Annotated in this window: 24 protein-coding genes and 1 pseudogene; 9 read left to right on the forward strand and 16 right to left on the reverse strand. The window is 63.3% G+C overall.

Going from position 1 to position 23,107, the window contains the following annotated elements:
- Window positions 1-75: 75 nt before the first annotated feature.
- Window positions 76-1,329, reverse strand: a complete 1,254-nt coding sequence (locus P9217_RS15970) for a hypothetical protein (RefSeq protein ID WP_278087242.1) — start codon at window positions 1,327-1,329, stop codon at window positions 76-78.
- Window positions 1,330-1,447: 118 nt separating this feature from the next.
- On the opposite strand from P9217_RS15970, the gene P9217_RS15975 reads away from it, so the two are divergent.
- Window positions 1,448-2,491, forward strand: coding sequence for a CapA family protein (locus P9217_RS15975; RefSeq protein ID WP_095801651.1), 1,044 nt, complete (start codon window positions 1,448-1,450; stop codon window positions 2,489-2,491).
- 75 nt (window positions 2,492-2,566) lie between these two features.
- On the opposite strand, the gene P9217_RS15980 is transcribed toward P9217_RS15975, so the two are convergent.
- A complete protein-coding gene (locus P9217_RS15980) occupies window positions 2,567-3,091 on the reverse strand; it encodes a DUF2314 domain-containing protein (protein WP_336618899.1) in 525 nt (174 codons plus the stop codon).
- 251 nt (window positions 3,092-3,342) lie between these two features.
- On the opposite strand from P9217_RS15980, the gene P9217_RS15985 reads away from it, so the two are divergent.
- Window positions 3,343-3,831 (forward strand): hypothetical protein, encoded by a 489-nt coding sequence (locus P9217_RS15985; protein ID WP_278087243.1) that lies wholly within the window; start codon window positions 3,343-3,345, stop codon window positions 3,829-3,831.
- Between the two features lie 56 nt (window positions 3,832-3,887).
- Here the strand turns inward: P9217_RS15985 and P9217_RS15990 are convergent, their stop codons facing one another.
- Entirely contained in the window at window positions 3,888-4,409 is a 522-nt protein-coding gene (locus tag P9217_RS15990; RefSeq protein WP_067326623.1) for a hypothetical protein, read from the reverse strand.
- 830 nt (window positions 4,410-5,239) lie between these two features.
- On the opposite strand from P9217_RS15990, the gene P9217_RS15995 reads away from it, so the two are divergent.
- Window positions 5,240-6,178, forward strand: coding sequence for a diacylglycerol kinase family protein (locus P9217_RS15995; RefSeq protein WP_278087244.1), 939 nt, complete (start codon window positions 5,240-5,242; stop codon window positions 6,176-6,178).
- 72 nt (window positions 6,179-6,250) lie between these two features.
- On the opposite strand, the gene P9217_RS16000 is transcribed toward P9217_RS15995, so the two are convergent.
- Genes P9217_RS16000 through P9217_RS16010 form a run of 3 tightly spaced genes read right to left on the reverse strand, consistent with a single transcriptional unit; the run spans window position 6,251 to window position 9,995 of the window.
- A complete protein-coding gene (locus P9217_RS16000; protein WP_278087245.1) occupies window positions 6,251-7,174 on the reverse strand; it encodes an NAD(P)-dependent oxidoreductase in 924 nt (307 codons plus the stop codon).
- The gene (locus tag P9217_RS16005) at window positions 7,171-8,382 is read right to left on the reverse strand and encodes a mandelate racemase/muconate lactonizing enzyme family protein (protein WP_066994453.1); all 1,212 of its coding nucleotides are present in this window, start codon (window positions 8,380-8,382) and stop codon (window positions 7,171-7,173) included. The genes P9217_RS16000 and P9217_RS16005 overlap by 4 nt, the downstream gene beginning before the upstream one ends.
- Window positions 8,379-9,995 carry a GMC family oxidoreductase N-terminal domain-containing protein gene (locus P9217_RS16010; protein WP_278087246.1) on the reverse strand — a complete coding sequence of 539 codons (1,617 nt, stop codon included), beginning with the start codon at window positions 9,993-9,995 and terminating at the stop codon, window positions 8,379-8,381. Before P9217_RS16010 ends, P9217_RS16005 begins: the two co-directional genes overlap by 4 nt.
- A 186-nt stretch (window positions 9,996-10,181) precedes the next feature.
- Between P9217_RS16010 and P9217_RS16015 the strand changes: the two genes are divergently transcribed.
- The gene (locus tag P9217_RS16015) at window positions 10,182-10,577 is read left to right on the forward strand and encodes an acyl-CoA thioesterase (RefSeq protein ID WP_278087247.1); all 396 of its coding nucleotides are present in this window, start codon (window positions 10,182-10,184) and stop codon (window positions 10,575-10,577) included.
- A gap of 478 nt (window positions 10,578-11,055) precedes the next feature.
- On the opposite strand, the gene P9217_RS16020 is transcribed toward P9217_RS16015, so the two are convergent.
- Window positions 11,056-11,424: a helix-turn-helix domain-containing protein gene (locus tag P9217_RS16020; protein ID WP_066994462.1), complete on the reverse strand. Its 369-nt coding sequence runs from the start codon at window positions 11,422-11,424 to the stop codon at window positions 11,056-11,058.
- A gap of 92 nt (window positions 11,425-11,516) precedes the next feature.
- On the opposite strand from P9217_RS16020, the gene P9217_RS16025 reads away from it, so the two are divergent.
- Complete coding sequence (locus P9217_RS16025) at window positions 11,517-12,122, forward strand: NADPH-dependent FMN reductase (RefSeq protein WP_067326641.1); 606 nt, start codon at window positions 11,517-11,519, stop codon at window positions 12,120-12,122.
- A gap of 175 nt (window positions 12,123-12,297) precedes the next feature.
- On the opposite strand, the gene P9217_RS16030 is transcribed toward P9217_RS16025, so the two are convergent.
- Window positions 12,298-12,741, reverse strand: coding sequence for a gamma-glutamylcyclotransferase family protein (locus tag P9217_RS16030; protein WP_095801644.1), 444 nt, complete (start codon window positions 12,739-12,741; stop codon window positions 12,298-12,300).
- 36 nt (window positions 12,742-12,777) lie between these two features.
- Here P9217_RS16030 and P9217_RS16035 point away from each other — a divergent pair, with 36 nt between their 5' ends.
- Window positions 12,778-13,200, forward strand: a complete 423-nt coding sequence (locus P9217_RS16035) for a GNAT family N-acetyltransferase (RefSeq protein WP_095801643.1) — start codon at window positions 12,778-12,780, stop codon at window positions 13,198-13,200.
- A 35-nt stretch (window positions 13,201-13,235) separates the two neighbouring features.
- On the opposite strand, the gene P9217_RS16040 is transcribed toward P9217_RS16035, so the two are convergent.
- From P9217_RS16040 to P9217_RS16060, 5 genes and pseudogenes are all read right to left on the reverse strand, one after another.
- Window positions 13,236-14,549, reverse strand: a complete 1,314-nt coding sequence (locus tag P9217_RS16040; RefSeq protein ID WP_067326646.1) for a hemolysin family protein — start codon at window positions 14,547-14,549, stop codon at window positions 13,236-13,238.
- 94 nt (window positions 14,550-14,643) lie between these two features.
- Window positions 14,644-15,350: pseudogene (locus P9217_RS16045) on the reverse strand (LssY C-terminal domain-containing protein).
- Between the two features lie 72 nt (window positions 15,351-15,422).
- Complete coding sequence (locus tag P9217_RS16050) at window positions 15,423-16,175, reverse strand: extensin family protein (RefSeq protein WP_245433161.1); 753 nt, start codon at window positions 16,173-16,175, stop codon at window positions 15,423-15,425.
- Window positions 16,176-16,360: 185 nt separating this feature from the next.
- A complete protein-coding gene (locus tag P9217_RS16055) occupies window positions 16,361-17,395 on the reverse strand; it encodes an extensin family protein (RefSeq protein WP_095801828.1) in 1,035 nt (344 codons plus the stop codon).
- A gap of 193 nt (window positions 17,396-17,588) precedes the next feature.
- Window positions 17,589-18,014 (reverse strand): DUF3775 domain-containing protein, encoded by a 426-nt coding sequence (locus P9217_RS16060; RefSeq protein ID WP_067326696.1) that lies wholly within the window; start codon window positions 18,012-18,014, stop codon window positions 17,589-17,591.
- 179 nt (window positions 18,015-18,193) lie between these two features.
- Here P9217_RS16060 and P9217_RS16065 point away from each other — a divergent pair, with 179 nt between their 5' ends.
- Both P9217_RS16065 and greA read left to right on the forward strand, forming a co-directional pair.
- Entirely contained in the window at window positions 18,194-18,733 is a 540-nt protein-coding gene (locus P9217_RS16065) for a tetratricopeptide repeat protein (RefSeq protein ID WP_095781311.1), read from the forward strand.
- A 276-nt stretch (window positions 18,734-19,009) separates the two neighbouring features.
- Window positions 19,010-19,483: a transcription elongation factor GreA gene (gene greA, locus P9217_RS16070; RefSeq protein WP_027168132.1), complete on the forward strand. Its 474-nt coding sequence runs from the start codon at window positions 19,010-19,012 to the stop codon at window positions 19,481-19,483.
- Between the two features lie 3 nt (window positions 19,484-19,486).
- Here the strand turns inward: greA and waaC are convergent, their stop codons facing one another.
- From waaC to rfaD, 3 genes are read right to left on the reverse strand one after another with little or no spacing between them, the layout of a single operon-like run.
- The gene (gene waaC / locus P9217_RS16075; RefSeq protein WP_278087248.1) at window positions 19,487-20,461 is read right to left on the reverse strand and encodes a lipopolysaccharide heptosyltransferase I; all 975 of its coding nucleotides are present in this window, start codon (window positions 20,459-20,461) and stop codon (window positions 19,487-19,489) included.
- Window positions 20,458-21,465, reverse strand: a complete 1,008-nt coding sequence (gene waaF / locus P9217_RS16080; protein ID WP_278087249.1) for a lipopolysaccharide heptosyltransferase II — start codon at window positions 21,463-21,465, stop codon at window positions 20,458-20,460. Before waaF ends, waaC begins: the two co-directional genes overlap by 4 nt.
- A complete protein-coding gene (gene rfaD / locus P9217_RS16085) occupies window positions 21,438-22,388 on the reverse strand; it encodes an ADP-glyceromanno-heptose 6-epimerase (RefSeq protein ID WP_095801637.1) in 951 nt (316 codons plus the stop codon). The genes waaF and rfaD overlap by 28 nt, the downstream gene beginning before the upstream one ends.
- A 316-nt stretch (window positions 22,389-22,704) precedes the next feature.
- Between rfaD and P9217_RS16090 the strand changes: the two genes are divergently transcribed.
- A complete protein-coding gene (locus P9217_RS16090) occupies window positions 22,705-23,064 on the forward strand; it encodes a thioesterase family protein (RefSeq protein ID WP_278088296.1) in 360 nt (119 codons plus the stop codon).
- Window positions 23,065-23,107: the final 43 nt, after the last annotated feature.

A 23,107-nucleotide genomic window follows, 5' to 3' on the forward strand; every position in this document is an offset into this window, starting at 1 on the left:
TGAAATGGCGGGTGCGCGCTGCCGAGCCTGCTGACAGAAGGCTGTCAGGAGGCATGTCGCACGCGCCGTTTCGTTTCAGTTGAACCACAGCGCGAATATCAGGAAGCCGGCGCCGCCGAACTCGCGCTGAATCTGATTGAAATCGTCGCTGGTGAGGATTTTTCCACTTTCGAGATAGGGCGCGATGGCCGGGCCGGTGATCGACAGGACGAGGTCGAAAGGTTTCGGCTCGTCGAAGAAGCGCTTCATGTTGATGCCTTTGCCGATGATGCGGAAATGCGGCAGCAGCACGCGGCCTTCAAGAAGGTCCTCTGCCATGGTCAGGGCGGCAAGCCATGCCTGCACTTGCGCCTCGCCGACCTCGAGGCCGGTGAGCGGGTTGACGCCCTTCTGCTGCGGTCCGGGCAGCCATTCGCGGTCATTGTCGGTTTCGGCGCGTATCGCTTTCCAGTCATCGCGCGAAAGCCGGATCATCTCCAGCAGGTGACTGCGCGCCGCCTTCCGGCGCTCCGGCTCGATCACCGGCCAGTTGACGAGATGCACCAGCGAGATGAAGTCGGCAAAGCGCCATTCCGAGGCGAAGATGCTGCCGCTCATGCCGCCATCCGGCGGGAGCAGCGCGTCCTGCAACGGCAGTTTCGCGTGCGGAAACAGCATGTGGAAAGAGCCGTCGAACATGGCTTTGAAATCATGCGCCAGCCAGAAATCGGCCTGCGCCATCAGGAACTCGGCGTAACCTTGCAGCCAGAAGCCGTCGGCGCGGTCGAAGCGGAAGGCAAGCGAAGGGGCGGCATCGCTTGCGTCGACGCCGCCGCGTGACAGCGAGGCCATGATCGCGGCGATGCTTTCGTCCGGCGCGATGTTGCCGTCCTCGTTGAGATCGATGCCGGCATGGGCGAGGTCGACCACCATGCCGATATCGGCGTCGGCGGGCACCGAGCCCAGCGTGGCGGCGGATTTCTCCAGACGGTCGCGGAAAGCGATCAGGATGGCGCGGAACTTTTCATAGGTCAGCGGCTCGGGACTGGGATTGTCCGGCACGGGCAGCCGCATCAGCGGCAGCATGAAGGATTGCGGGCTCTCGAAACCGTGCCGATGCAGACGGCTGGCCAGGATTTCCAGCGCGGTAAAGAATTCGCCGGCGCCGGCGGCATAGGCCGATGCCGGATCGCCCGGTGCCGCCGCCTCCAGTGCCGCCAAGGCAGTATTCCGATCCGCTACGGTCTTCGCCTCGAACAGGGCGGCCGGGTCGGGGCTAGCCGCTTTGGCGTAAGCAAACGGCAGGAGCAGCAAGAGTGTGAGTGCCAAAAGGCCCGACAGTCGCTTCACGATGGATCCTCCCGTCCCAATCCCGCCAGCCACAATATACGGATTTGCGGCGCTTCGCCTGCAGCTTTCTCCTGTCGCGTAGACGGTCTACACACGATGGCAAACGGTTGGGCATCGCGTGTCGAATTATCCGCTCTCCTACAAATTGTCGTGGCTGCCGCGTTTTCTGAAGCCGTCGCTTGGCGGCGACAGAAACGGTTTCGCGGCGCCGGCAGCGACGCTGATGGTGCCGGGGCCAACGCAAACTGTGCGGCTTGCCTTCATCGGCGACCTGTCGGCGGTCGCCAATCGCAGGGTGCCGGAATGCGACCCTGCGATCGCGGCGCTGCTCGCTTCGGCCGATCTCGTGGTCGGCAATTGCGAAAGCCCGATCGTCGAGCGGCCGAGCGCGGTGGCGGGCACGCGGCTTGGCACGCATCACGCGATGAGCGAACGCTTCCTGGCGGATTCGCTGGCAGCCGTCGGCATTGCCCGTGACAGTCTCGTGCTGTCGCTCGCCAACAATCATGTCCTCGACCAGGGCGTTGCCGGCTTCGACGAGACGGTCGCGGCGCTGAAGCGGCTCGGCATCCGCACCATCGGCACCGCGGCCGGCGGCCCGGTCCAACACCAGGCCGCCGGGTCGCTGACGATCGGCTTCGCCGCGTTCACGCTTTGGCGCAACGCTGACGAGGCCGAATTTCGGGCGCGGATTTCCATGGCGGGCGATCCGGCCGAATGGCCGCTCGGGATCCTCGCGGACGTCGACTTGCTCTGTGCGGTGCCGCATTGGGACTGGGAGTTCCGACATTTTCCGAGACCTGCGACGCGGGCACTGGCGCGACGGCTGGCGGGTCGCGGCGTCCGGCTGATTGCCGGCCACCACGCCCATGTCGTACAGCCGCTCGAGCGCATCGGCGATGCGCTCGTCGCCTACGGTCTTGGCGACTTCCTCGGCACGGCTTTTGCCAGGCAGCCATGGCCCGGCCGCATCGGTTCGATCCTGGTCGTCGACGTCCGCACGGACGCAGCCGCGCGAGGCAAGATTGCCGCTTACAAACTGCATTTCTTCATGCGCCTCGCCAAAGGCAGCCATGAGCGGCTGGTGCCGGTGGAGGCGCTGGAGGAGGGATTGTTGAAGCGGAAGGTTACCGAACGCCTAAGCGCGATCTTTTCCGGCTGACAGCCGACTTCTGACCCGGACCGACTGGCCGCGGCGAGCTTGCCGCAAAGGCAGCTGTAATGCCTTGGATGCAGTTCAGCAGTCGAAGCCGTATTGGGTGCGCATGTAATCCGCTTCTTCCTTGGACATTTTCTTGAACATCACGCAGACGGTGAAGCTGCCGACCTGATGGCCGTCCCTGGTGTATCCCCAGTCGGAGATATCGTCCTTGGAGAATTCGATGTTCTGGCCGAATACCACGTTGCGGACGAGTTTAGGCTCGCTCGCCAATATGCCGACAAAGCCGGTGGCGGTCCGCTTGAAGGGGATGACCCAGAAATGCTCCGTCGCATGTCCGTCGACCACCATGACCTTCAGCTTGAACCTGCCGGTTCCCGGCGGCGGCGCGTCGGACAAAGCCAGGAAGTCGTCCAGGCTGGATCGTGCCTTTGCAATCGCCGCCGCCATTTGGGCATCGTCCGGGGCTACCATCACCGTTTTGTCGTCACCCTGATCGGTGTCCTGCGCTCGAAGAGGCAAGGGCGCGAGTGCCAGTAACAAGCTTAGTGTGGCGCGAACGGCAAAGGTCATGAAGCCCCCCAACTCCAGGTAGGCGCTCATCTTCCCGCATCGTGCCGGCATTATCAATCAGGCACTGCATTGTTCCGACGCGCCAGCGGCGGCCTTCGTCTGCAGCGTTCCGGTACCCCTATGGTTTTTGCCGGGTGGTCAGTCTATCCGTCACGAGCGGATGGTAACGGGAACTGAAGCGCTCTCGGTCGTCAAAGAGTCGAAAGCGCCGAGCGCCGGAGAGGACAGGACATGCGAATGAAACTTGGTGCCACGGCGATGATCCCGGCGAGGATGCAGACGTGACCTTGCCCGGCGGTAAGAGGGCCAGGGTGCGGCTCGACCGCAACGACTTCGACACTTTCTCCGGCGGCAGGTTTTCCTTTGTTCATCCGAGCAGCATTTCCGTCACCAAGACGGATCTCAGCGAGAGCATCACCCAATACCTCGCTGCCTCGGCCCTCGGCACCGTCGTCGTGGTGCAGGAATACGGCAAGATGAATCCGGTGTCGCTCAATCAGCTGATGCTGCAAGAGATGACCAAGGAGTCGGTTCAGGCGGGCGGCACGCTGATACAGGAGCCGACGACCCGCAAGCTCGCCGACGGCAAGCAGTTGACCGGCATCAAAGCCACGGTGAAGACGCGTACCGACAAGGCCGATTTCGAGATCGTCGGCTTCGGTCTTGCCGATCAGGGGCTGCTGTTCATCACGCGCATCGGCGATCAGGACACCGCAACCGAGCAACCGATGATCGACAAATTCTGGCAGACGCTGAAGGTCAAACTGTAAGGCGCGCTGATATTCAAGTGCCTGGAATACCGGTTTCGTGCGCTTCCGGTGCTGGATTACAGCCCGCTCGGCACCAGTCCCGCCAGCCAGTTCGCCGATCGCTTTGCCATGTCCACCGTCGCGTTGGCCGCGCGGCCGAGATCGGTCTTGACCACGGCATAACCAGCCTTGGTGCGATAGAGCACGGCGCTGCCGCCGTCGACCGCGGCCTCGAAGGCAACAGGCCGCGCGGCTTCCGTCTCGCTGGCCGTCACCGTCGTGCCGACCGGGACGCTCGGCCGACGGCTGAGCTCGGGCGGCAATGGGGCAATGGGTTCGGCGACGCGGTTCGGCGGCCTCAGCTCCGGCCTTGACGCTTTGGCTGCGAGCTCCGAAGTCGATGCCGACCCTTTGGTGCGGCAGATGCCGGAAACCAGCGGATAATTGAAATTGCGCTGATGCAGCATCTGGCTCTTCATCGCCGCTTCGCAGTCGGCAATCGTCGCCCATTTGGCGGGAGTCTCGCCGATATACTCGCAGAGCTTGGCGTCGCAGTCGCAGCCGACAATGGTCATGGCGACAAGGGCGGTCTTGATCACGGTCTTGTCCCTTTGAACTTCGTTCCCAGGCGATCAATCGCCGGGGAACAAGGCGGGATTTGGCCGCGATTGTGAATTGAGAGTGTCGGCGCGTTGCTTGGCTTGCGACTGTGGCGGGGAAGCATCAGTGGCAGATGCTGGGGAGGTGCAGGACGCTGGGAAAAGGGCCGGTGAAAGGGGCAGCCCAAAAAACAGTCGGCGCTGGGATTGCTCCCAGCGCCTCCCTGTCAGATCAGGAACCGGTTACGGCAGCAACTTCCGTAAAGTCGTCGCGCCAGGCCGGCCTTGATTTTGACGGTCCTGCCAGTCGCCACCCGAAGGCAGCGTCCGTTCCAGACCACGCCGATCTCCACCCTTGCGGGCTTTGCCGGCGCACCATCGAAGGTTTCACCCGCCTTCATGGCAGCATCGGTCCGCCGTCGGCGTTCGCACGCTTTCCGCGGCACCCGTAGGTCTCGGCATCCGTCCCTCCAGCAGGCGAACCTGCTCTCGTTCTGGGCCGTACGGGCCTCAGGAAATCCGCCTTGCGCTTCTGCCTTTCGGCCGGGGCGTTCGGTAGCCGCCTGAGATGGGTTCAATGTATGCCGGGTAAGGAATTTGCGGAATAGACGCGGACCTGTGGATAGCGGGATTATCGGGGACCGATGCGACAAGTCTCGGAATTTGCGGGCCGAACGCCTTAGACAGCCTGTCCCCATTTTCCGCGGTCCTTTCGACGATGAGCCTTGCCCCGCCAGTCGGCCCGCGTTTGAATGCCGGCAAAGTGCTGTGGCGCTGCATCAGCCGAGTCGCCTTGCGCTTCCACGCAATATGCCTCGGGGGAGATCAGGTTGAAGGTCGGGGTGGTTCTCAATCCGATAGCGGGAGGGGGCAAGCTCAAGCGGCATTGGTCCGAAGCCGCCGCATCGCTCAAGAGGCATTTCGGCGATTTCGAGCTGCGCGAGACGCAGACCAGCGGCGACGCCGAGCGATTGGCAATCGACCTCGCGGCCAGCGGGTGCGATCTGGTGATCGCGGCCGGCGGCGACGGCACCGCCAGCGAGGTGGCGGACGGGCTGCTGCAGGCAGAGCATGAGACCGGCCGGACCAGCGCGCTCGGCCTTTTGCCCTGCGGCACCGGTATCGATTTCGCCAGAGGGCTCGGCCTGCCCGACGAAATCGAGGAAGCACTGGCGCGTATCGCCGGCGCCGGCGCGCGCAAGGTCGATGCCGGCCGCGTCTGCTACATCGACGACCACGGCGCGCTCGCCAGCCGTCACTTCATCAACATCGCCAGCCTCGGCCTCTCCGGCGCCACCGATCGCGCGGTCAATGCGGACAAGCGCAAGGGGAGGGTCTCGGCCAAAGCGCTTTTCTTCTGGCGCACAGTGCTGGAATTCATCCGCTATCGCTTCCAGGAGGTCAGGATCACCATAGACGACGGCGAGCCGGTCGAGGCGCGCATGGCGCTGGTGGCGGTAGCCAACGGGAGATTCTTCGGTGGCGGCATGATGATTGCGCCGGACGCCGATCTGTCCGACGGCCAGTTCGATGTCGTCATCCTGCGCGCCGCCGGCAAGCTTGGGCTGATCCGCGACATCCGTCTCCTCTATGGCGGGCGCCACCGCAACCATCCGGCGATCACCATCCTGCGCGGTCGCAAGGTGCTGGTCGAACCGCTAGGCGACGTTGAGAAGAACGGAGCGCTAGTCGACATAGACGGCGAGTCGCCAGGTCGGATTCCGGCAACTTTCGAGATATTGCCCGGCGCATTGACGCTCAGGTGTTGAATCACCTGCCTGAAGGTTTGATTCCGCCGGCGTGATTAGGCGATTGAAATAGCTGGCTAAAGTTTTGGCGGATTACAGTTCGAGCTTGGCCGGGAAGCCTGGCGCGCGAAGCTCCGTGCCGACCGCATCCTCCAGAAGCTTGACGATCTGGGTCGACCAGGCGCCACCGCCATACTTCTGCCTGCCGACCTCGAAAATCTGGTTGACGAGTGGTGCCAGTTGCAGCGGCACGCGAAAATCCATGGCCATGCACAACGCGAAACCGAGATCCTTCAAAGCCAGGTCCATGGTGAAGCCGATGTCGTAGGAGCCGTTCAGGATGAGCTGGCTTTCGGTCTCGTGGACGAAGCTGTTGCCGGAAGAGGCGACGATGGCGTGATAGGCCTGGGCGAGGTCGAGCCCGCCCTGGTTGGCGAGCATCAATGCCTCGCCGGCGGCGACCAGATGGATGAAGGCCAGCATGTTGGTGATGACCTTGATCACCGCCCCCGAGCCGACCGGTCCCATCAGGAACGATTTGGCGCACATTGCCTGGATCGCCGGCCGGTGGCGCTCGTAGAGCGCGGCGTCCCCTCCTACCAGCGCGGTGATCTTTCCTGCCGCCGCCAAGTGCACGCCGCCGGTGACCGGACATTCCAGCGTCTCGACACCTTTCGCCGAAGCAAGTGCGGCCAGCCGCAGGATCTCGTCGCGGCCATTGGTTGACATTTCGATCCAGGTGCCGCCGGCGGCCAGGCCGTCCAGCAATCCGTCAGAACCGGCGAGCACAGCTTCGCTCACTTTCGGCGAGGGCAGGCAGGTGATCGCATTGCCGGCGCGGGTCGCGGCATCCGCCGGGCTCGCCGCCGCCGTAGCGCCGAGCGCGACCAAACGCGCAACCGCCGCTGGGTCACGATCGAAAACGGCAACAGCGAAGCCGTGGCGCAGCAGGCTGGCGGCAAGGTTGCCGCCGAGATGACCAAGGCCGATGAAGGCGTAGGCGAGGCGTGCGGTCACGGCATCAGCGGCGTCTGCATCATCTGCAGATGCAGGTCCTTGCCGCTATAGGGATGCGCGTCGCAGACTTCCTCGTTGAGCTCGACACCGAGGCCTGGCTCCTTCGACGGGATGACGTTGCCGTCCTGCCATTCGATCTTCTTCCTGAGCAGCGTGGCGTGAAAACCGTCCCACTGCTTCAGCGATTCCAGGATGAGGAAGTTGGGCAGAGTCACCGCAAGCTGGATATTGGCGGCGCCGACGATCGGCCCGCAATAGCAATGCGGCGCCACCTGGATGTGGTAGGCCTCGGCCATGGCGGCGATCTTCTTGGTTTCGAGAATGCCGCCGGAGCGGCCGAGATCCGGCTGCAGGATGGTCGCGGCGCGGTTCTCGATGACGCGCGCGAATTCGAATTTTGTCGTCAGCCGCTCGCCGGTGGCGATAGGAATCGAGGTGCCGCGAGCGACCTGCGCCATCACCTCGGGCATGTCCGGCGGCACCGGCTCCTCGAACCACAGCGGATCGTAGGGCTCGATTGCACGGGCCATACGAAGCGCACCGGAGGCGGTGAACTGGCCATGGGTTCCGAACAGGATGTCCGCCCTGGTGCCTACCGCCTCGCGGATCGCCTTGATCATGCGCGCCGAGAGGTCGATGTCGATCAGGCGCGGCTGATGGCCGTCATAGGCCGTGTAAGGCCCGGCCGGGTCGAGCTTGACGGCGTTAAATCCCTGCTCGACATATTCCAGAGCGCAGGCCGCGGCCATGTCGGGATCGTTGTAGACGTTCTGGCCGCGGGCGTCTTCCGAATGGACGCTGCCGGTGTGCGGATAGAGATAGGTGTAGGAGCGCAGCGTCTCGTGCACCTGGCCGCCGAGCAGCTTGTAGGCCGGCTTGCCGGCCTCCTTGCCGATGATGTCCCAGCAGGCCATTTCGAGTGCCGAAAAGCAGCCCATCCCGGAAACGTCGGGACGCTGGGTGAAGCCAGAGGAATAGACGCGGCGGAAGAGGTTCTCGATATCGTGCGGATCGCGGCCGATGAGGTAGCGCTCGGCCATATCCTCGATCATCTTGGCAGTGACATGCGCCGAGAAGGTGGCGTTGTAGGCCTCGCCATAGCCGACCACGCCGCCATCGGTGGTGAGCTTGACGAAGATGAAATACTTGCCGCCGATGCCGGGCGGCGGGTTGCCGACAACCCAGGTCTTGACGTCGGTGACTTTCATTTCTGATCCTCCAGAGCCCGCTCGGCGCCTTTCCATCCGGTGAGGATTGCGGCGGCGTTGGTGTTGCCCGTGATGTTGTCGGGAAAGATCGATGCGTCGATCACACGCAAGCCCTCGAGCCCATGCACCCGAAGCCGGGGATCGACGACGGCGCGCGAAGCGTCCGGACCCATGCGACAGGTCGAGACGGGATGGTAGACGGTGCCCGAGCGCTTCCTGAAATCCTGAATCAGATCGGCATCGGAAGTAATTGACGGACCAGGCAAAACTTCTTCCTCGATGATCTCGGCCATTGCCGGCATCGAGGCGATCTTGCGCACGAACTTCACCGCCGCCAGCATCTCGTCGACATCGGCGTTGGTCGAATAGGCGTTCGCCGTGATCTTCGGATAGTCGCGCGGATCCTTCGAGCGGATCATGATCTCGCCGCGACTCGACGGCCGGCAATTGGAAAGTCCGATGGAGAAGCCCGGCCACGGATCGGGCGTCAGGATCGGGCGCTCGCCGCTCTTGGGGATGACGGTGGAGAAGGCCTGGAAATAGAGCTGCATGTTCGGCCGCGCCATCGACGGGTCGGTGCGGAAGAAGCCGCCGGCATTGTTCATCGACAACGACAGCGGACCGGAACGCAGCAGGATGTACTGCATGCCCACCAGCAGCTTGCCCCACCATGGCCGCAGGATCTGGTTCAGCGTCGGCAGCTTGCCCTTGAAGGTGTAGTTGATGCCGACATGGTCTTGCAGGTTGGCCCCGACATTGTCGTTGGCGTGGACGACCGGGATGCCGAGATCGCCGAGCAGCGCCGACGGGCCCACACCGGAGAGCTGCAGCAGTTGCGGCGAGTTGACCGAGCCGCCGGAGAGGATCACCTCGCGGCCCGCGCGGACCCTCTTGGTTTCGCCGTTTTGCTGGTACTCGACGCCGACGGCGCGCTTGCCCTCGAACAGGATTTTCGTCGCCAGCGCGTTGGTCTCGACGCGCACATTGTTGCGCTTCATCGCCGGGCGCAGGAACGCGCGGGCGGCGGACATGCGGCGGCCGTTCCTGGTGGTGATCTGGTAGACGCCGACGCCCTCCTGGGAGGCGCCGTTAAAATCCGGATTTAACGGCAGTCCGGCCTGCTGGGCGGCCGCCAGATAGCGCTTGGTCAGCGGATGCACCGCATCCGAGCAATCGGTGATGTGCAAGGGGCCGCCGACCCCGCGCCATTGGTCGGCGCCGGCCTCGTTGTCCTCCAACGCTTTGAAAGCGGGGAGCAGGTCGTCAAAGCTCCAGCCCGCATTGCCGGCGGCGGCCCAGGCATCGAAGTCCTCGCGCGCGCCGCGAATGAAGACCATGGCGTTGATCGAGCTCGAGCCGCCGAGCAGCTTGCCGCGCGGCCAGTGGTCGGCATTGTTGCCGAGGCCAGGATCGGGATCGGCCTTGTAGTTCCAGTTGACGGCCGGATCGAAGAAGGTCTTCCCGTAGCCGAGCGGCATCTGGACATAGAAACGGCGGTCGGTTCCGCCTGCCTCCAGCACCAGTACCGAAAAGCGGCCGGAAGCCGAGAGCCTTTCCGCGACCACCGAACCGGCCGAGCCGGAGCCGACAATAATGAAATCATAAGTCTGCATGATGCGCGGGCGGGCTCCGAGATCCGGCTTACCCTAGACATTGCCGGCTCACGTCGTCGCTGGGGCTTCCGGCATGGCTTGTGAAAAAAGCGACCGAGCCGCGACGCGTCCTTCGCCTTCAGCAAAGCTTGCGACATCGCGATGGCATTGGTACGGCTTCAGGAAGCAGCGGCTGGAGGATCCCTCATGGTGCACTACGCGGACGGAAAGCCGCTCGGCGACCTGACATTGAGGACGCTCGCCATGCCGTCGGATGCCAATGCCGCCGGCGACATATTTGGCGGCTGGGTGATGGCTCAGATGGACCTGGCCTGCGGGATCCGCGCGGCCGAACGGGCCAAGGGCCGTGTGGTGACGGCGGCGGTCAAGGAGATGTCCTTCGCCAAGCCGATGAAGATCGGCGACACGCTCTGCATCTACACCCATGTTGAACGCGTCGGCCGCACCTCGATGACGCTCAAGGTCGAGGCCTGGGCGCAGCGTTATCTCGCCGACCTGATGGAGAAGGTCACCCATGCCGATTTCGTCATGGTAGCGCTCGACGGCGACGGCAAGCCGAAGCCGATCCCAGCCGAAAGCTGACGGCGAACGATTCTCCGGCCAGGCAAATTTGTAACAACTCTTGCGCGGGACGTGCGTCCGGCGACATCCGATGGTTGCTTCCGCGCCCGAGGGTGCGTGCCGCTGGAGGAAAGACAATGCGTCAACATATGCTGAACGGCTGGCTCGTGGCAGCCCTTCTCGCACTTACCTGCTTGCTCGGCATAACTGCCTATGCAGAAGTGAAAAAAGAGCTCCCGCGCACCGCGTGGGTGCATGGTTTCGGGGCGGACCAGAGTCAGGGAGCGATGTGCGCAGTCTGCTCCTTGGCGCCCCGTGGCAGTACCACGTCAAAAGCCTGAGTGCTCCTCTCAGGCGCGACCAAAGCCGTCAGGGTCGGGCGGGCATCAAGGTTGATGTGCCCTCGAATACGACAAGTCAAAAAGACACAACTGCAGACTCCTTGCTCAGTCAGCAACGCTGCGGAGCGATGCTCGCAACACGTTGCGCTTCAAGGCCTTCAGGGATGCTCGCCATCGAATTTCGCGCGCGCCGCGCGTACTCGATTGGTATTCTTTCGTGCCCATTCGCCGAGCGCGCCAACCGGCACCAGCAACTCGTGGCCGAGCTCGGTCAGCTCGTAATCGACGCGCGGCGGAATGGTCGGGAAAACCTTGCGCGTGACAAAGCCGTCGCGCTCCAGACCGCGCAAGGTGATGGTCAGCATCTTTTGTGAGATGCCGCCGACGGCCGTGCGCAATTCATTGAAGCGCATCGGTCCGCCGCCCAGCTTGCCGACCACCAGAACGGTCCATTTGTCGCCGACCCGTTGCAGGATTTCCGATACGGCCCGGCAGTCCTCAGTGTTGTACGGGTGCCTCGGTAACAAAAATGTGCCTCCTTGCGCGCCACTTTGTCAGTATCACATATAGCGCCGGTATCCAAACGATACCGAAATTCCCCCGCAAGGAGAGCCCCCTTATGTCCAAACCCAAAATCGCCATTGTCGTCGGTTCGACGCGCGCCGCCCGCTTCGCCGACGTCCCGACGCAGTGGATCGCCAAGATTGCCAAGACGCATGCCGATATCGACGTCGAAGTCGTTGATTTGCGCGACTGGCCGCTGCCGTTCTTCGATGAGGTCGCATCCTCCGCCTGGGCGCCGTCGCAGAACGAGGTGGCGCAGCGCTGGCAGAAGAAGGTCGCCGAGTTCGACGGCTTCATCTTCACCGCGGCCGAATACAATCACGCGCCGACCGCCGTCTTGAAGAACGCCATCGATTACGCCGCCAATGAATGGAACAAGAAGCCGGCTGGTTTCGTCGGCTATGGCAGCGTCGGCGGCGCGCGCGCCGTCGAGCAGCTTCGCCTGATCGCCGTCGAGCTACAAATGGCGCCGGTCAAGTCGGCAGTGCACATCGCCTGGGGCGATTTCCTTGCGGTCCGCCAGGGCGACAAGAAGCTGGAAGAGATCGAACATCTGAACCAGGCGGCGGCGGCGCTCATCAATGACGTTGCCTGGTGGGCGAAGGTGCTGAAGGCGGCGCGCGCCGCCGACGCGATCGCCAGTGAAGCCCAGGCGGCTTAAGCCGCTTCATCCTCCCAAAATATCATCTACGGGCGGCGCTTGCGCCGCCCCTTTTATTTGCGGAAGCCTCGGTCGTTCGACAGAGGATCGCTCAAGGATTTCGCTCTGCTGCCGCTTTTATGTCAGGCATACTGGAGAAAGTCGGATTTCAATTGGGCATCCTTCGGGCGCAACCTTAGGCGTTCGCGTGAAGTTTGAAACGCCGATCGTCGTAGAAATCCAGATATCCCGAATGGACGGGATCCGCGAGACGGCGGGATTTCATGTAAGCCTGCGCCAGGACATGCGGACCGCCTTCAATGGGCTCAACCTCGATCGGGACGCGCAGGTTGCCGGGCTTGCCAACGGATTCGATCCGGTCAAGCCCGGCCAGGGCGCGGTCGTCGACCGCGTAGAGCTCGCCCCTGACGTGGAAGCCGAGACCCGGTTCATTGAACATCATCGGAGCGAAGCGAGGTCCGGCAATCAGCATCGGGAAACGCTCACGGGTCCTGCAGGCACCGATGCACGCGGCCCCGGACAAACCCGCCTTGTGAAGAGGAAACCCTCTCTTCAAGGTTCCGAACACGAAGAGGTTGACGAGCATTCTCCGGAACGCCGGCCGAAGCTGGAAGTTCATCCGTTTTCGCCATGTTCAGGGCAGGTGCAAATCCGCATGACTCAAGAATTCTCAATTATCCTGTCTGCGGACGAAGCCGCGAAAGCCGAGGCCGCCGCGGCGCTCTACCGCTATAACGTCGCCATCACAGGGACGGACGACCGCATTCCCATAGGCGCCGTATTGTGTGCTGGCTCGGGCAAAGCTTTGGGCGGCCTATGGGGAAGGACCGAACTCGGCCTTCTGTTCTTGGACATGTTTTTCGTGCCCGCGCATTTGCGCGGTCTGTCTTACGGGGGCCAGCTGCTCGCCGCCGTCGAAGAAGAGGCAAAGGCGCGGGGCTGCAGACGCGCCGTCGTGGAGACAAGCAGCTTTCAGGCGCCTGGATTCTACATCCGCCACGGTTATGTGGAGTTCGGCCGCGTTCCGTTCGGCTTCGATCGGCAGGCCCGCGTCTTTCTTCGCAAGGAACTGGCCTGAATGGACGTTGGGAAAACCCGGCAGATCCAGGCTCGCTATCGGCGCGCCATCGGACGGTGGCCGTCGGGCAGGCGGGTGGCGATCAGCTTGTCGATACGCCGGCCGTCGAGGTCGACCACCTCGAAGCGCCAGCCTTGCGCGTCCACGCATTCGCCGGTAGCGGGAAGGTGGTGCAGATGCGACAGCACATAGCCGGCCACCGTCTCGTAGTCGCGGTTCTCCGGCAAGTCGATGCCCAGCACCTCGGCCATCTCGTCAGCCTGCATGTAGCCGGCAAGCAGCCATGAGCCGTCCTCGCGTTTGACCGCGTTCTCTTCCTCGCCGGCGTCGAGGTCCGAGCGGAAGACGCCGGTGATCGCTTCCAGGATGTCGGCCGGCGTGACGATGCCTTCGAAATGGCCGTATTCGTCATGGACGAGCGCCATGGGCACGTCCGATTCCCGCAGCCTTTGCAGCACGTCGAGCGCGTCGGCCTGATCATGGACGATTGGCGCGGTGCGGACATGCTGGCGCGGATCCAACACTCTGCCGGCAAGAAGGGCGGCCAGCACGTCGCGCGTCTGGATGACCCCTATCATGGCATCGACATTGCCGTCGCCCGCAGGCAGGCGCGAATGCTGGCTCTCCATCAGAAGCCGCTTGATGGCCGCCTCGTCGGATTGCAGGTTGATCCAGTCGACCTCGGTGCGCGGCGTCATCACGGCGCGCACGGCGCGGTCGCCAAGGCGCATGACGCCGGCGATCATGCGGCGCTCGTCGGATTCGATGGTGCCGTGATGCTCGGCCTCGGCGACCAGCATCTTGATCTCCTCGTCCGTGACCTTCTCTTCCGCCTCGCCGGCCTGGCCGAGCAACCACAAAACCGCGCGGCCGGAAATGTCGAGCAGAAAGACGAGCGGCGCCGATACCTTGGCGAGAATGGTCATCGCCGGTGCGGCGCGGACTGCGACGCGCTCAGGATCCCTGAGCGCGATCTGCTTCGGCACGAGCTCGCCGACGATCAGCGAGGCGTAGGTGATGACCGCGACGACAATGCCGACGCCGATGGGGTCGGCGATGTTCTCGCGGATGCCGGTCGAGGCCAAGTATTGAGCCAGTCGCTCGCCGAGCGTGGCGCCGGAAAAGGCGCCGGAAAGGACGCCGACCAGAGTGATGCCGATCTGCACCGAGGACAGAAACTTGCCGGGATTGGAGCCGAGCGCCAGCGCGCGGCCGGCACCCCTGACATTGCGGTCGATCATCGCCTTGAGGCGGGCCGGCCGCGACGAGACGATAGCCAGCTCCGACATGGCCAAAAGGCCGTTCACCAGGATGAGGGCGGCCACAACGGCGATTTCGAGGTATAGCATGCGGCGTCAATAGCATTGCTGCGGTGCATTCGAAAATAGCGGGTTGGGCGTTTTTCGAATTGCGCGGTTTGCTGCTTCGAGAATACCGGATGCGCTAGGGCAATTGCTTCAACACGCCAACCACCGCCATACCGTCGGTGAAATAGGGATCGCCGCCGCCGTTCCTGCCGTTTTTCGTCGCGCCGATCCCCGGGATCTCGCTGGTCGATGTCAGCATGCCTGCGGTGCTGAGGTCGCCGATCAGAAGTTGCGCTCGGCGTCGATGTCCGGGCCGATATGATGGGTGATGGCACCGGTGTCGTGGCTCAGGCCGACGCCGCGGTCGAAGCTGGCGGCACCCAGCCAGAGCGGGCGGCCGTCGTCGCCGACGGTATTTGTCTGCCAGAAGCGGACGTGGTGGCGCCGGTCGGCGCTGTCGCCGACGGGCTTTTCGAAAACGAGGTCCTGGGCGCGGCCTTCAAACAGCAGGCGGCTGATCGGCGCATCGGGATAGGGTCGGGAGAACAAGACGCTCTCGCCGATGTCGATCACTGTCCTGAGCGTGACGGCGTCGGCCGTGTCCCAGCCGGCCACGGCAAAGGCGCGGACCATCTCCTTCTCGGTGCCGACAAGTCCGACATTGATCGGGTCGCCGGGAATGCCCTGCGGCGTGTGCGTCACCATCTCGAAGCGCTGCGTGCGGAAGCCGCGCTCCCGCCACGTCCAGAATTCCGGCGCGGCAAGGTAGGCAAAGCCAAGATAGAAAGCACAGAAAGCCACCAGCCAGATCGCCGCGCGTCGCCTAAGGCTTCGCTCACCCACGAGAGACCACTCCCAAGCCTGTGCCCGGCCCACTCTATGCGGTGTTGGGCCGGTTGGGCAGTAGGCCGAAGGTCAGCGGCAGGCGCGGTAGCCGTTCTTGCGATTCTTGACGTCGAAGTGAAAGTGGTTGCGGTGGTCGTAATTGTAGCCCGGGCCGAGGACCGTGTTGAAATATTGGCAGCCGTCGGCGCGAACATTGTTGAGGAAGCCGCGGGTGCGGAACGCAAACAGGCCAGGCTTGCGAACGTCGATGTCGTTGCCATTGTTGAGCTCGATGCTCATGACGTCGAGCGCATTGCCCTTGCCGTGCTCCGACAAGACGCCCTCGCCGGCGATCTTGCGGCACGAATAGCTCGAGCCCTGGTGGATCGCCCTGACGCCGGAGAAATAGCGCCAGCGGGCTGCCGGCACGAGCTCGTTCCTGGTCCAGGCGGCGAAGGTCGCGGCCATGTTGCAGGTCAGTGTCGCTGCCGGTTTCATCTCGACGCTGCCGATGGCTGAAACTTTCACCGGGAAGTCGATGCCGCACTGGCCTTCGTGGATAGGCTGGATGTCCTGGTAAACGACGCCAAGCCGTTTCAATTCATTGCGGCAGTCGATCTCGCCGGCCGGCATCTGCTCGGGCGCAGACAAGGGCTCATCCATGCGCGGATAGGCTGCCTGGGTCAGGTAGGGATCGGACGGAACAAGCCTCTGCATGCCGGAATATTGCGGAGCCTCGGGCATGGCGGAGGTCTGGCTGCCGACGTCGACGGCCGGCTGCAGCGAAAAGACATCGCCGGTGGTGCAGGCCGAGACCGCTGTGATTGCGAGCCCCGTTGTCATTCTGACGGCAACGGAGCGCGCACGAGTGCTTAGTCGCGCCAAGGCGAGGCTGGCGCCAAATATTGCGGCCATCGAAAGGCATCCTGTCCCCGGATGGCACAAGTCTAGTCGGCAAGAGTAAAGGAAAGATCAGCGCCGGCATTCACGCCTGGGGCCGAATTGCGGCATCTGTTCTTCGCACCCACTCATTGGCAGAACGTTCCGCCATTCCGTCTCGGTTCGAGGTCGAAGTGGAAGTGCAGCGCATGGTCCGGATCGCTGCCTGGGCCGAGCACCGTCTTGAACGGCCCGCAGGCGGCCTTGCGGATCGTGTTCAGGAAGTTTGCATCTTTTTCGGGCGGCACCGGGCCGACCTCGATCGTCCTGCCGTCGGAGAGTGTGAAGGACGCAATGTCCAGCGCATTGCCGAAGGCGTGCTCCGAAAGCTTTCCACCACCGTTGCGCTGGCGGCAAACAAAGGCGGAGGCCTGGCCGATCGATTTGAGATCGGCGCCAAATTCGGCCTTCGCGGCGGGTTGGATGACTTCGACGGCAAATCGTGCCGCAGCCTCCGCCATTTGGCAGTTGAGTTCGGCTCCGGCGCCGATACTGATCGATTTTCCTAATGTTTTCATGACGATGGGATAGGGAATGGAGCAGCCGATCTCGGCGTCGTGCTCGGCCTTGTGCTCCTCGAATTCGACGCCGAGCGTCTTGAGGCGCTCACGGCAGGCAACCTCCTCCGCCGGCATCTTGTCGGCTGGCAGCTCAGCGGAGCGCGGATCGGGCAGTATTTTGTTGTCGTGGGTATCAGCCGGCTTTTCAGGTGGCTTCGGTGCGGCAGCGGGCGGCTTCGGTTCCGCGATGTCGGGTCGTTGCGTCGGAATCGGCACCGCAGACGGCGCCTCAGGTTCGCCTTCCGTGTCGGTTGACGGCTCGGTGGCCGAAGGCTCGGGATGCTGCCGCTTTCCCTCACGAGACTTTTCCTGATTGATCGGGTCAGATGCGTCAGCGTCCTTTGGACCGGCAGCCTTCTGCTCTTCCAGCGTTGCGGTGCCGGCCTTTTGCGCTTCCGCGGGCCGTGGTTCTGGCACCAGAGCATCGGCGGGCAAGATCGGCTGGTCCTGCGTTTGCTGTTGCGCCAGCTTTGGCGCGACTTGCTGCTTGCCGCGCGGTCTCACGCGGTGCTTGCTCCTCGGCCGCAGTGGTTGATCCGCCCGCTGCGTCAACGGCTGCTCCATGCGCGGTGTCAGCGGCTGCCTGTGACGATGCTTGGCATCGGCCGGCGTGACCAGCAAAATCCCCGCCGCCAAAGGCAGCGCCAGTCTGCAAAATCCGTAAAAGCTCAGCCTCGCCATCGGCCGGAAACGGGCCCGGCATCGCAAGGTTGCCTTGGACGCTGCGGCGCTGCGATCAAAATCGGTTACCGGTTCGTTACGCGCCGATCGCCTCCAGGCCTTCCTCCAGCCAATCGGCGAGCTGCGGCAGTCCGAGCAGGTACTTTGCGGTGCGCTTGTTGGCGCGCTCGCGCGCGGCCGCCACCGCGTCGACCCATTCGGAAGCTTCGTAGTCGCCGCGGCCCACCCAGGCCAACGCTACGAGCTCGGCCGCTTCATCGACATTGAGGTCGTTGATAAGCTCGCGGAATTCCTCCTCGGTGAGGTCTTCCGATGCCTCCTCGACAAGGCCGTCGTGATGATGATTGTCGTGCCTGTCGCCATCGAACTCGACCTCGTGCTCGGCGCCGTCGTCGTAGTCCTCGTTGACGGCTGCGCTCAGCGCCTTGGCCTTCAGGATGAACAGGCGCACGGTATCCGGGTCGATGGAAAGCTCCCATTCCTTCTCGAGGCGCTGCTGCACTGGCCTTTCTCCTCGTCGTGCGCTCGACTGATGATAGCGGATTTGCGGCCCGCGTCACATCCGTTCGCAGAGGCGATGCGCTGCCTGACCTCCAAATAGTTTGGCTTTTGACAGGTTTTCGGGATGAAACCGCATCGAAGCGGCGTTAATCTGCCGTTGTCACGCTCAAGGAGGCTCCGATGCGCAGACGTTTGCTTGTTCAGGTCTTGGCTGCTGCCGTTAGCCTGCCGCTGTTCGCGGCGCCTGCATTCACCGCCGGCGAGGGCGGTGGCGGTGGCAGCCAGACTACCACTCAATGCAAGAAGGGTCAGGTCTGGGACAAGAAAAAGAAGAAATGCGTCGTGCCGCAGTACGGCATGCTGGATGACGACAGCATCTACGAGGCAGGCCACGATCTGGCGATGGCCGGGCGCTACGACGAGGCGATCTCGGTGCTGACGCTCGCCGCCAACAAGCAGGATCCGCGCATTCTCAACTATCTCGGCTATTCGCATCGCCATTCCGGCCGTGTCACGGTCGGCCTCGGCTATTACGAGGAAGCGCTGCGCATCGACCCCGACTACACGCTGGTGCGCGAATATCTCGGCGAGGCCCATCTGCAAATCGGCGATCTTGCCGGCGCGCAGGAGCAGCTCAAGGAAATCGAGAAGCGGACCGGCAAAGGCTCGCGCGAATACGGCATGTTGTCAGAACAGATCGAGCGTTTCCTGAGGAGCTGATTCTTCTCAGATGCTTTTCGAGGCCGGCTGCGAGCAATCGCAGCCGGTTTTTTGCTGCCGGCATTGCGGATTTAGCGCCGGATGGCCTTGCGAAAGCGGTGGTGATTTTACTGAACTTCATTTTTGAGCGTGAAAATCGCGCGGAGATCGCTATATTCAGGGAAATTGTGGTGAAACGGTTCCGTTAGCCCGAGGCTGCCGGACCGTTTTCTTTTTGTACCCAACGACAAGGCTATTCCCGAAAAGCGGGGGTAGTGGCAGGAAAGGTCAGGCATCATGATCAAGGTCCCGATGACAGGCGAGGGGTTCGCGTCATTGAAGGAAGAACTGCGCTGGCGCCAGCAGGAAGAGCGTCCACGCATCATCGAGGCGATCTCCGAAGCGCGCTCGCATGGCGACCTGTCCGAAAATGCCGAGTACCACGCGGCTAAAGAGTCGCAGAGCCACAATGAGGGCCGTATCAACGAGCTCGAGGACTTGATCGCGCGCGCCGAGGTGATCGATGTCTCGAAGCTCAGCGGCGACAAGGTGAAGTTCGGCGCCACGGTCGTGCTGGTCGACGAGGACACCGAGGAAAAGAAGACCTATCAAATCGTCGGCGACCAGGAAGCGGACGTGAAGTCCGGCCGTATCTCGATCTCCTCGCCGATCGCGCGCGCGTTGATCGGCAAAGAAGTCGGCGATGCCATCGAGGTCAACGCCCCGGGCGGCGCACGGGGTTACGAGATCGTCCAGGTGCAATTTATTTGAGGCCTAGACTGGCGTTTCCGATCTGAGCGCCAGCAGCCGCTCCGCTTCAGCCATCACTTCAGCCGGCGTAACTTTGCCGCCGGCGGGCGCCAGCAGTGTCGATGAATAGGGCCCGCGCGGGCCGGTCAGGCCGGGCTCCGTCGCCAGGAATATGGCGACGGTCGGCAGGCCGAAAGCGCTGGCGAGATGGGTGAGGCCGGTGTCGGCGCCGATGACGAGCGTCGACCGGCCGAGGATCGCGGTGACATCCGCTAGCAGCGATTTCGGAACCAGCACCGTTTCCGGCACGGCGCCGGCGATCGCCTCGGCAACACGCTTCTCCGCTTCGTTCGACCAGGTGACGATCGGTGTAAATTGCTGCGACACCAATCGGCGCGCAGTCTCGACCCAGTCTTCGACCGGCCATTTCTTGTCTTCGCGGCTGGTGCCGTGCAGCAGGAAAGCCGTTTTACCTTCGACGCCGGAAAGTCCGCCTGCCGGCGGCACTATGCCGGAGCTGAGCGTCGAGAGGTCCGCCTGATACCCCAGCGCCAGGCCGAACAGGCGTCTGGTGCGCTCGATGGCGTGCAACTCGCGCGGCACGGCGTATTTGCGCTCGTAAAGCAGCGTCGCCGAGGGCTCGCGGGCGCTGGAGCGGTCGAAGCCGGCGATCGGCGCGCCGGATTGCTTGGCGACCACGGCCGATTTCAACAGCCCCTGTGCATCGATAACCAGGTCATAGCGGCGCGAGCGAAGCGCACGTCGCAGGCCGGCCATCTCGCGCCATGTGCCGCCGTCGAACGGCTTCTTGCGCCAGCGCCGGAGCGCCACCTTGTGGATGGTTCCGATCGCCGGATGCAAGGCGACGACGGCGGCAAAGGCCTCTTCCACGCACCAGTCGAAGCTTATGTCCGGGCGATTGCGGAGCGCGTCCTCGACGGCCGGGAAGGTGTGGATGACATCGCCCATCGATGATGTCTTGACGATGAGAACCCTCATGCGGTCGCAGGAATTTCAAGCAACCGGTCGGCGGCGGCGGCGACCCGCGCGACATCGAGCGTCTTAAGGCAGTTGAGATGGCCGAGCGGGCAGACCTTGCTGTGGCAGGGCGAGCAGGAGAGGTGCAGCCAGATCAGTTCCGAACGATCGGTCAGCGGCGGCGTGTTTTCGGGCGAGGTCGAGCCATAGACGGCGACGATTGGCGTGTCGACGGCGGCGGCCACATGCATAAGCCCGCTGTCGTTCGAGACGGCTAGCTTCGCCGCGGCGATCAGGTCGATGGCATCCTCCAGCTTCGTCCTGCCGGCAAGGTCGACGGCGCCCGGCGCAAGCCTCGCGATCTCGCCGGTAACCTCAGCGTCGTTCTTCGAGCCGAGCAAGGCGACGCCCAGGCCTTTTGCCATCATCCCGCGGGCTAGCTCGGCATAGTATTCGCTCGGCCAGCGCTTTGCCGGGCCGAACTCGGCGCCCGGCAACAGGGCGACGAATTCTTTTGCGCTGAGCCCGAACCGCGTCAGCAGATCGGCCTGATTGGTGAGATCGACGGTGAGCTTCGGCGGGCGAAAAGTGCCGCCGCGCGCCAGGCCGAAATAGGCCCGTGCCGTGCGCCGCTTCACCGCATCGGGCAGCGGGACGATGTCGGTCAGCAGGCCGTAGCGCATTTCCCTCAGATGGCCGACGCGGCGCGGAATTCGGGCGAAGAACGGGATCAGCGCCGATTTCCAGCTCCCCGGCAGCACATAGGCCATGTCGTAGCGGCCGCGCAGCAGGCGGCCGAAGCGCCTGCGGCTGCGGAATTCGAGCGTGCCGGGCATCAGTGGAAAGTCGATCTGGGAGCGTATTTCGGGCATGCGCTTGACCAGGGGCGCTGCCCAAGCCGGCGCGAGCACGTCGATCGCGGCATTCGGATGCTTTTCCTTCAGCGCCGCGAACAGGCACTGGGCCATGACCATGTCACCCACCCAGCGTGGGCCGATCACGAGGATCGTTGGGCTTTCAGCCATTGGACATAGTCTCTGACGCCGGTTTCGACGGTGCGGAATTGGCCATTGTAGCCGGCCGTGCGTAAGCGGGACATATCCGCCTCGGTAAAACTCTGGTAGCTGCCCTTCAGGTGTTCGGGGAAGGGAATGAACTCGATCTCACCCTTGCCGAGCGTGTCGATTACCGTCTCGGCGATGGCGCGGAACGGCTGGGCGCGGCCGGTGCCGCAGTTGAAGATGCCGCTTGAGCCCCGCTTCCATAGCCACAGATTGACGTCGGCGACGTCGCCGACATGGATGAAGTCGCGGCTCTGTTCGCCGGGGCCGAACCCGCCATAGGCGCCGAACAGCTTCGGGTTCTGGCCCTGCTCGACCTGGTTGAACAAATGGAAGGCGACCGAGGCCATGGCGCCCTTATGCGCCTCGCGCGGCCCGTAGACGTTGAAATAGCGCAGGCCGGCCACCTGCGAGTGATCGGTGTCGAAGACATTGCGGCGGACATAGTCGTCGAACAGCTTCTTCGAATAGGCGTAGACGTTGAGTGGCCGTTCGAATTCGGGCTCTTCGCGAAACTCGCTGCCGCCGCCATAGACCGAAGCCGAGGAGGCATAGAGGAAGGGCACCCGCAGCGCCAGGCAGGCGTGCAGCAGGCGCTTCGAATAAGCGTAGTTCACGTCCATCATGAACTTGCCGTTCCATTCGGTGGTGGTCGAGCAGGCGCCCTGATGGAAGACGGCGTCGATGCGGCCCAGCCCGCCATCCTCGAGCCGGGCCGGAAGCTCGTCCTTGTCGAGATAATCGGCAATGCGGAGATCGGCCAGATTGGCGATCTTGTGGCCGTCGGTCAGATCGTCGACGACCAAGATATCGTCATGGCCTTCGGCATTCAGCGCGGCGACGATGTTGGAGCCGATCATGCCGGCGCCGCCCGTGACGATGATCATCCTGGTGAGCCTTGTTTCGTTGCCGATTCCGGCCCTTATAGGTGAGGCGCGAGCGAGTGTCGATAAAAGGTCGCCGGCTGTGGAGCATCGGCTACGACGAATGTAGGGATGGATCGGCAGAACGGCTCGCGAGATAAGCTCTGGCGCGCCGAACGGTACGTCTTCGATCGAAGCAAGCTATGGTGCCATTGAGGGCTGTGGCATGAGCCGTCGGTGTGCGTTCTTGCCGTTGGTATCAGCCATGACATCCGATTTAAAGCCAGGCCTTCACCACGTTCAAACCCTGCGGGTCGACGACTCCCTGACGGTTCCGGCCATGACAACGGCCTTTGCGGGTTTCGGCGACATGCCACCGGTTTTCGCCACCGCCTTCATGGTCGGCTTCATCGAATGGGCATGCGTCGAGGCATTGCGTCCGTTCCTGAGCAGCCATGAGAGAACCGTCGGCACGCATGTCGACGTCAGCCATGTCGCCGCGACGCCCGTCGGCATGACCGTCACCGCCGATGTCGAGCTTGTCGCGGTGCAGGGGCGAAAGCTGCGCTTCAAGGTATCGTGCAGCCACGAGAATGGATTGATCGGCGAAGGTTTCCACGAGCGCGCGGTCATCGACCATGACAAGTTCATGGCGCGTGTTCTTGCCAAATCAGGGCAGACCGGTTCGTCGCCACAGTGAGGCCGCAAAGCTCCCGCTTCAGTCGGCTCCTATCGTGAGGGAT

This window comes from Mesorhizobium sp. WSM4989, assembly GCF_029625795.1.
Taxonomy (GTDB): domain Bacteria; phylum Pseudomonadota; class Alphaproteobacteria; order Rhizobiales; family Rhizobiaceae; genus Mesorhizobium.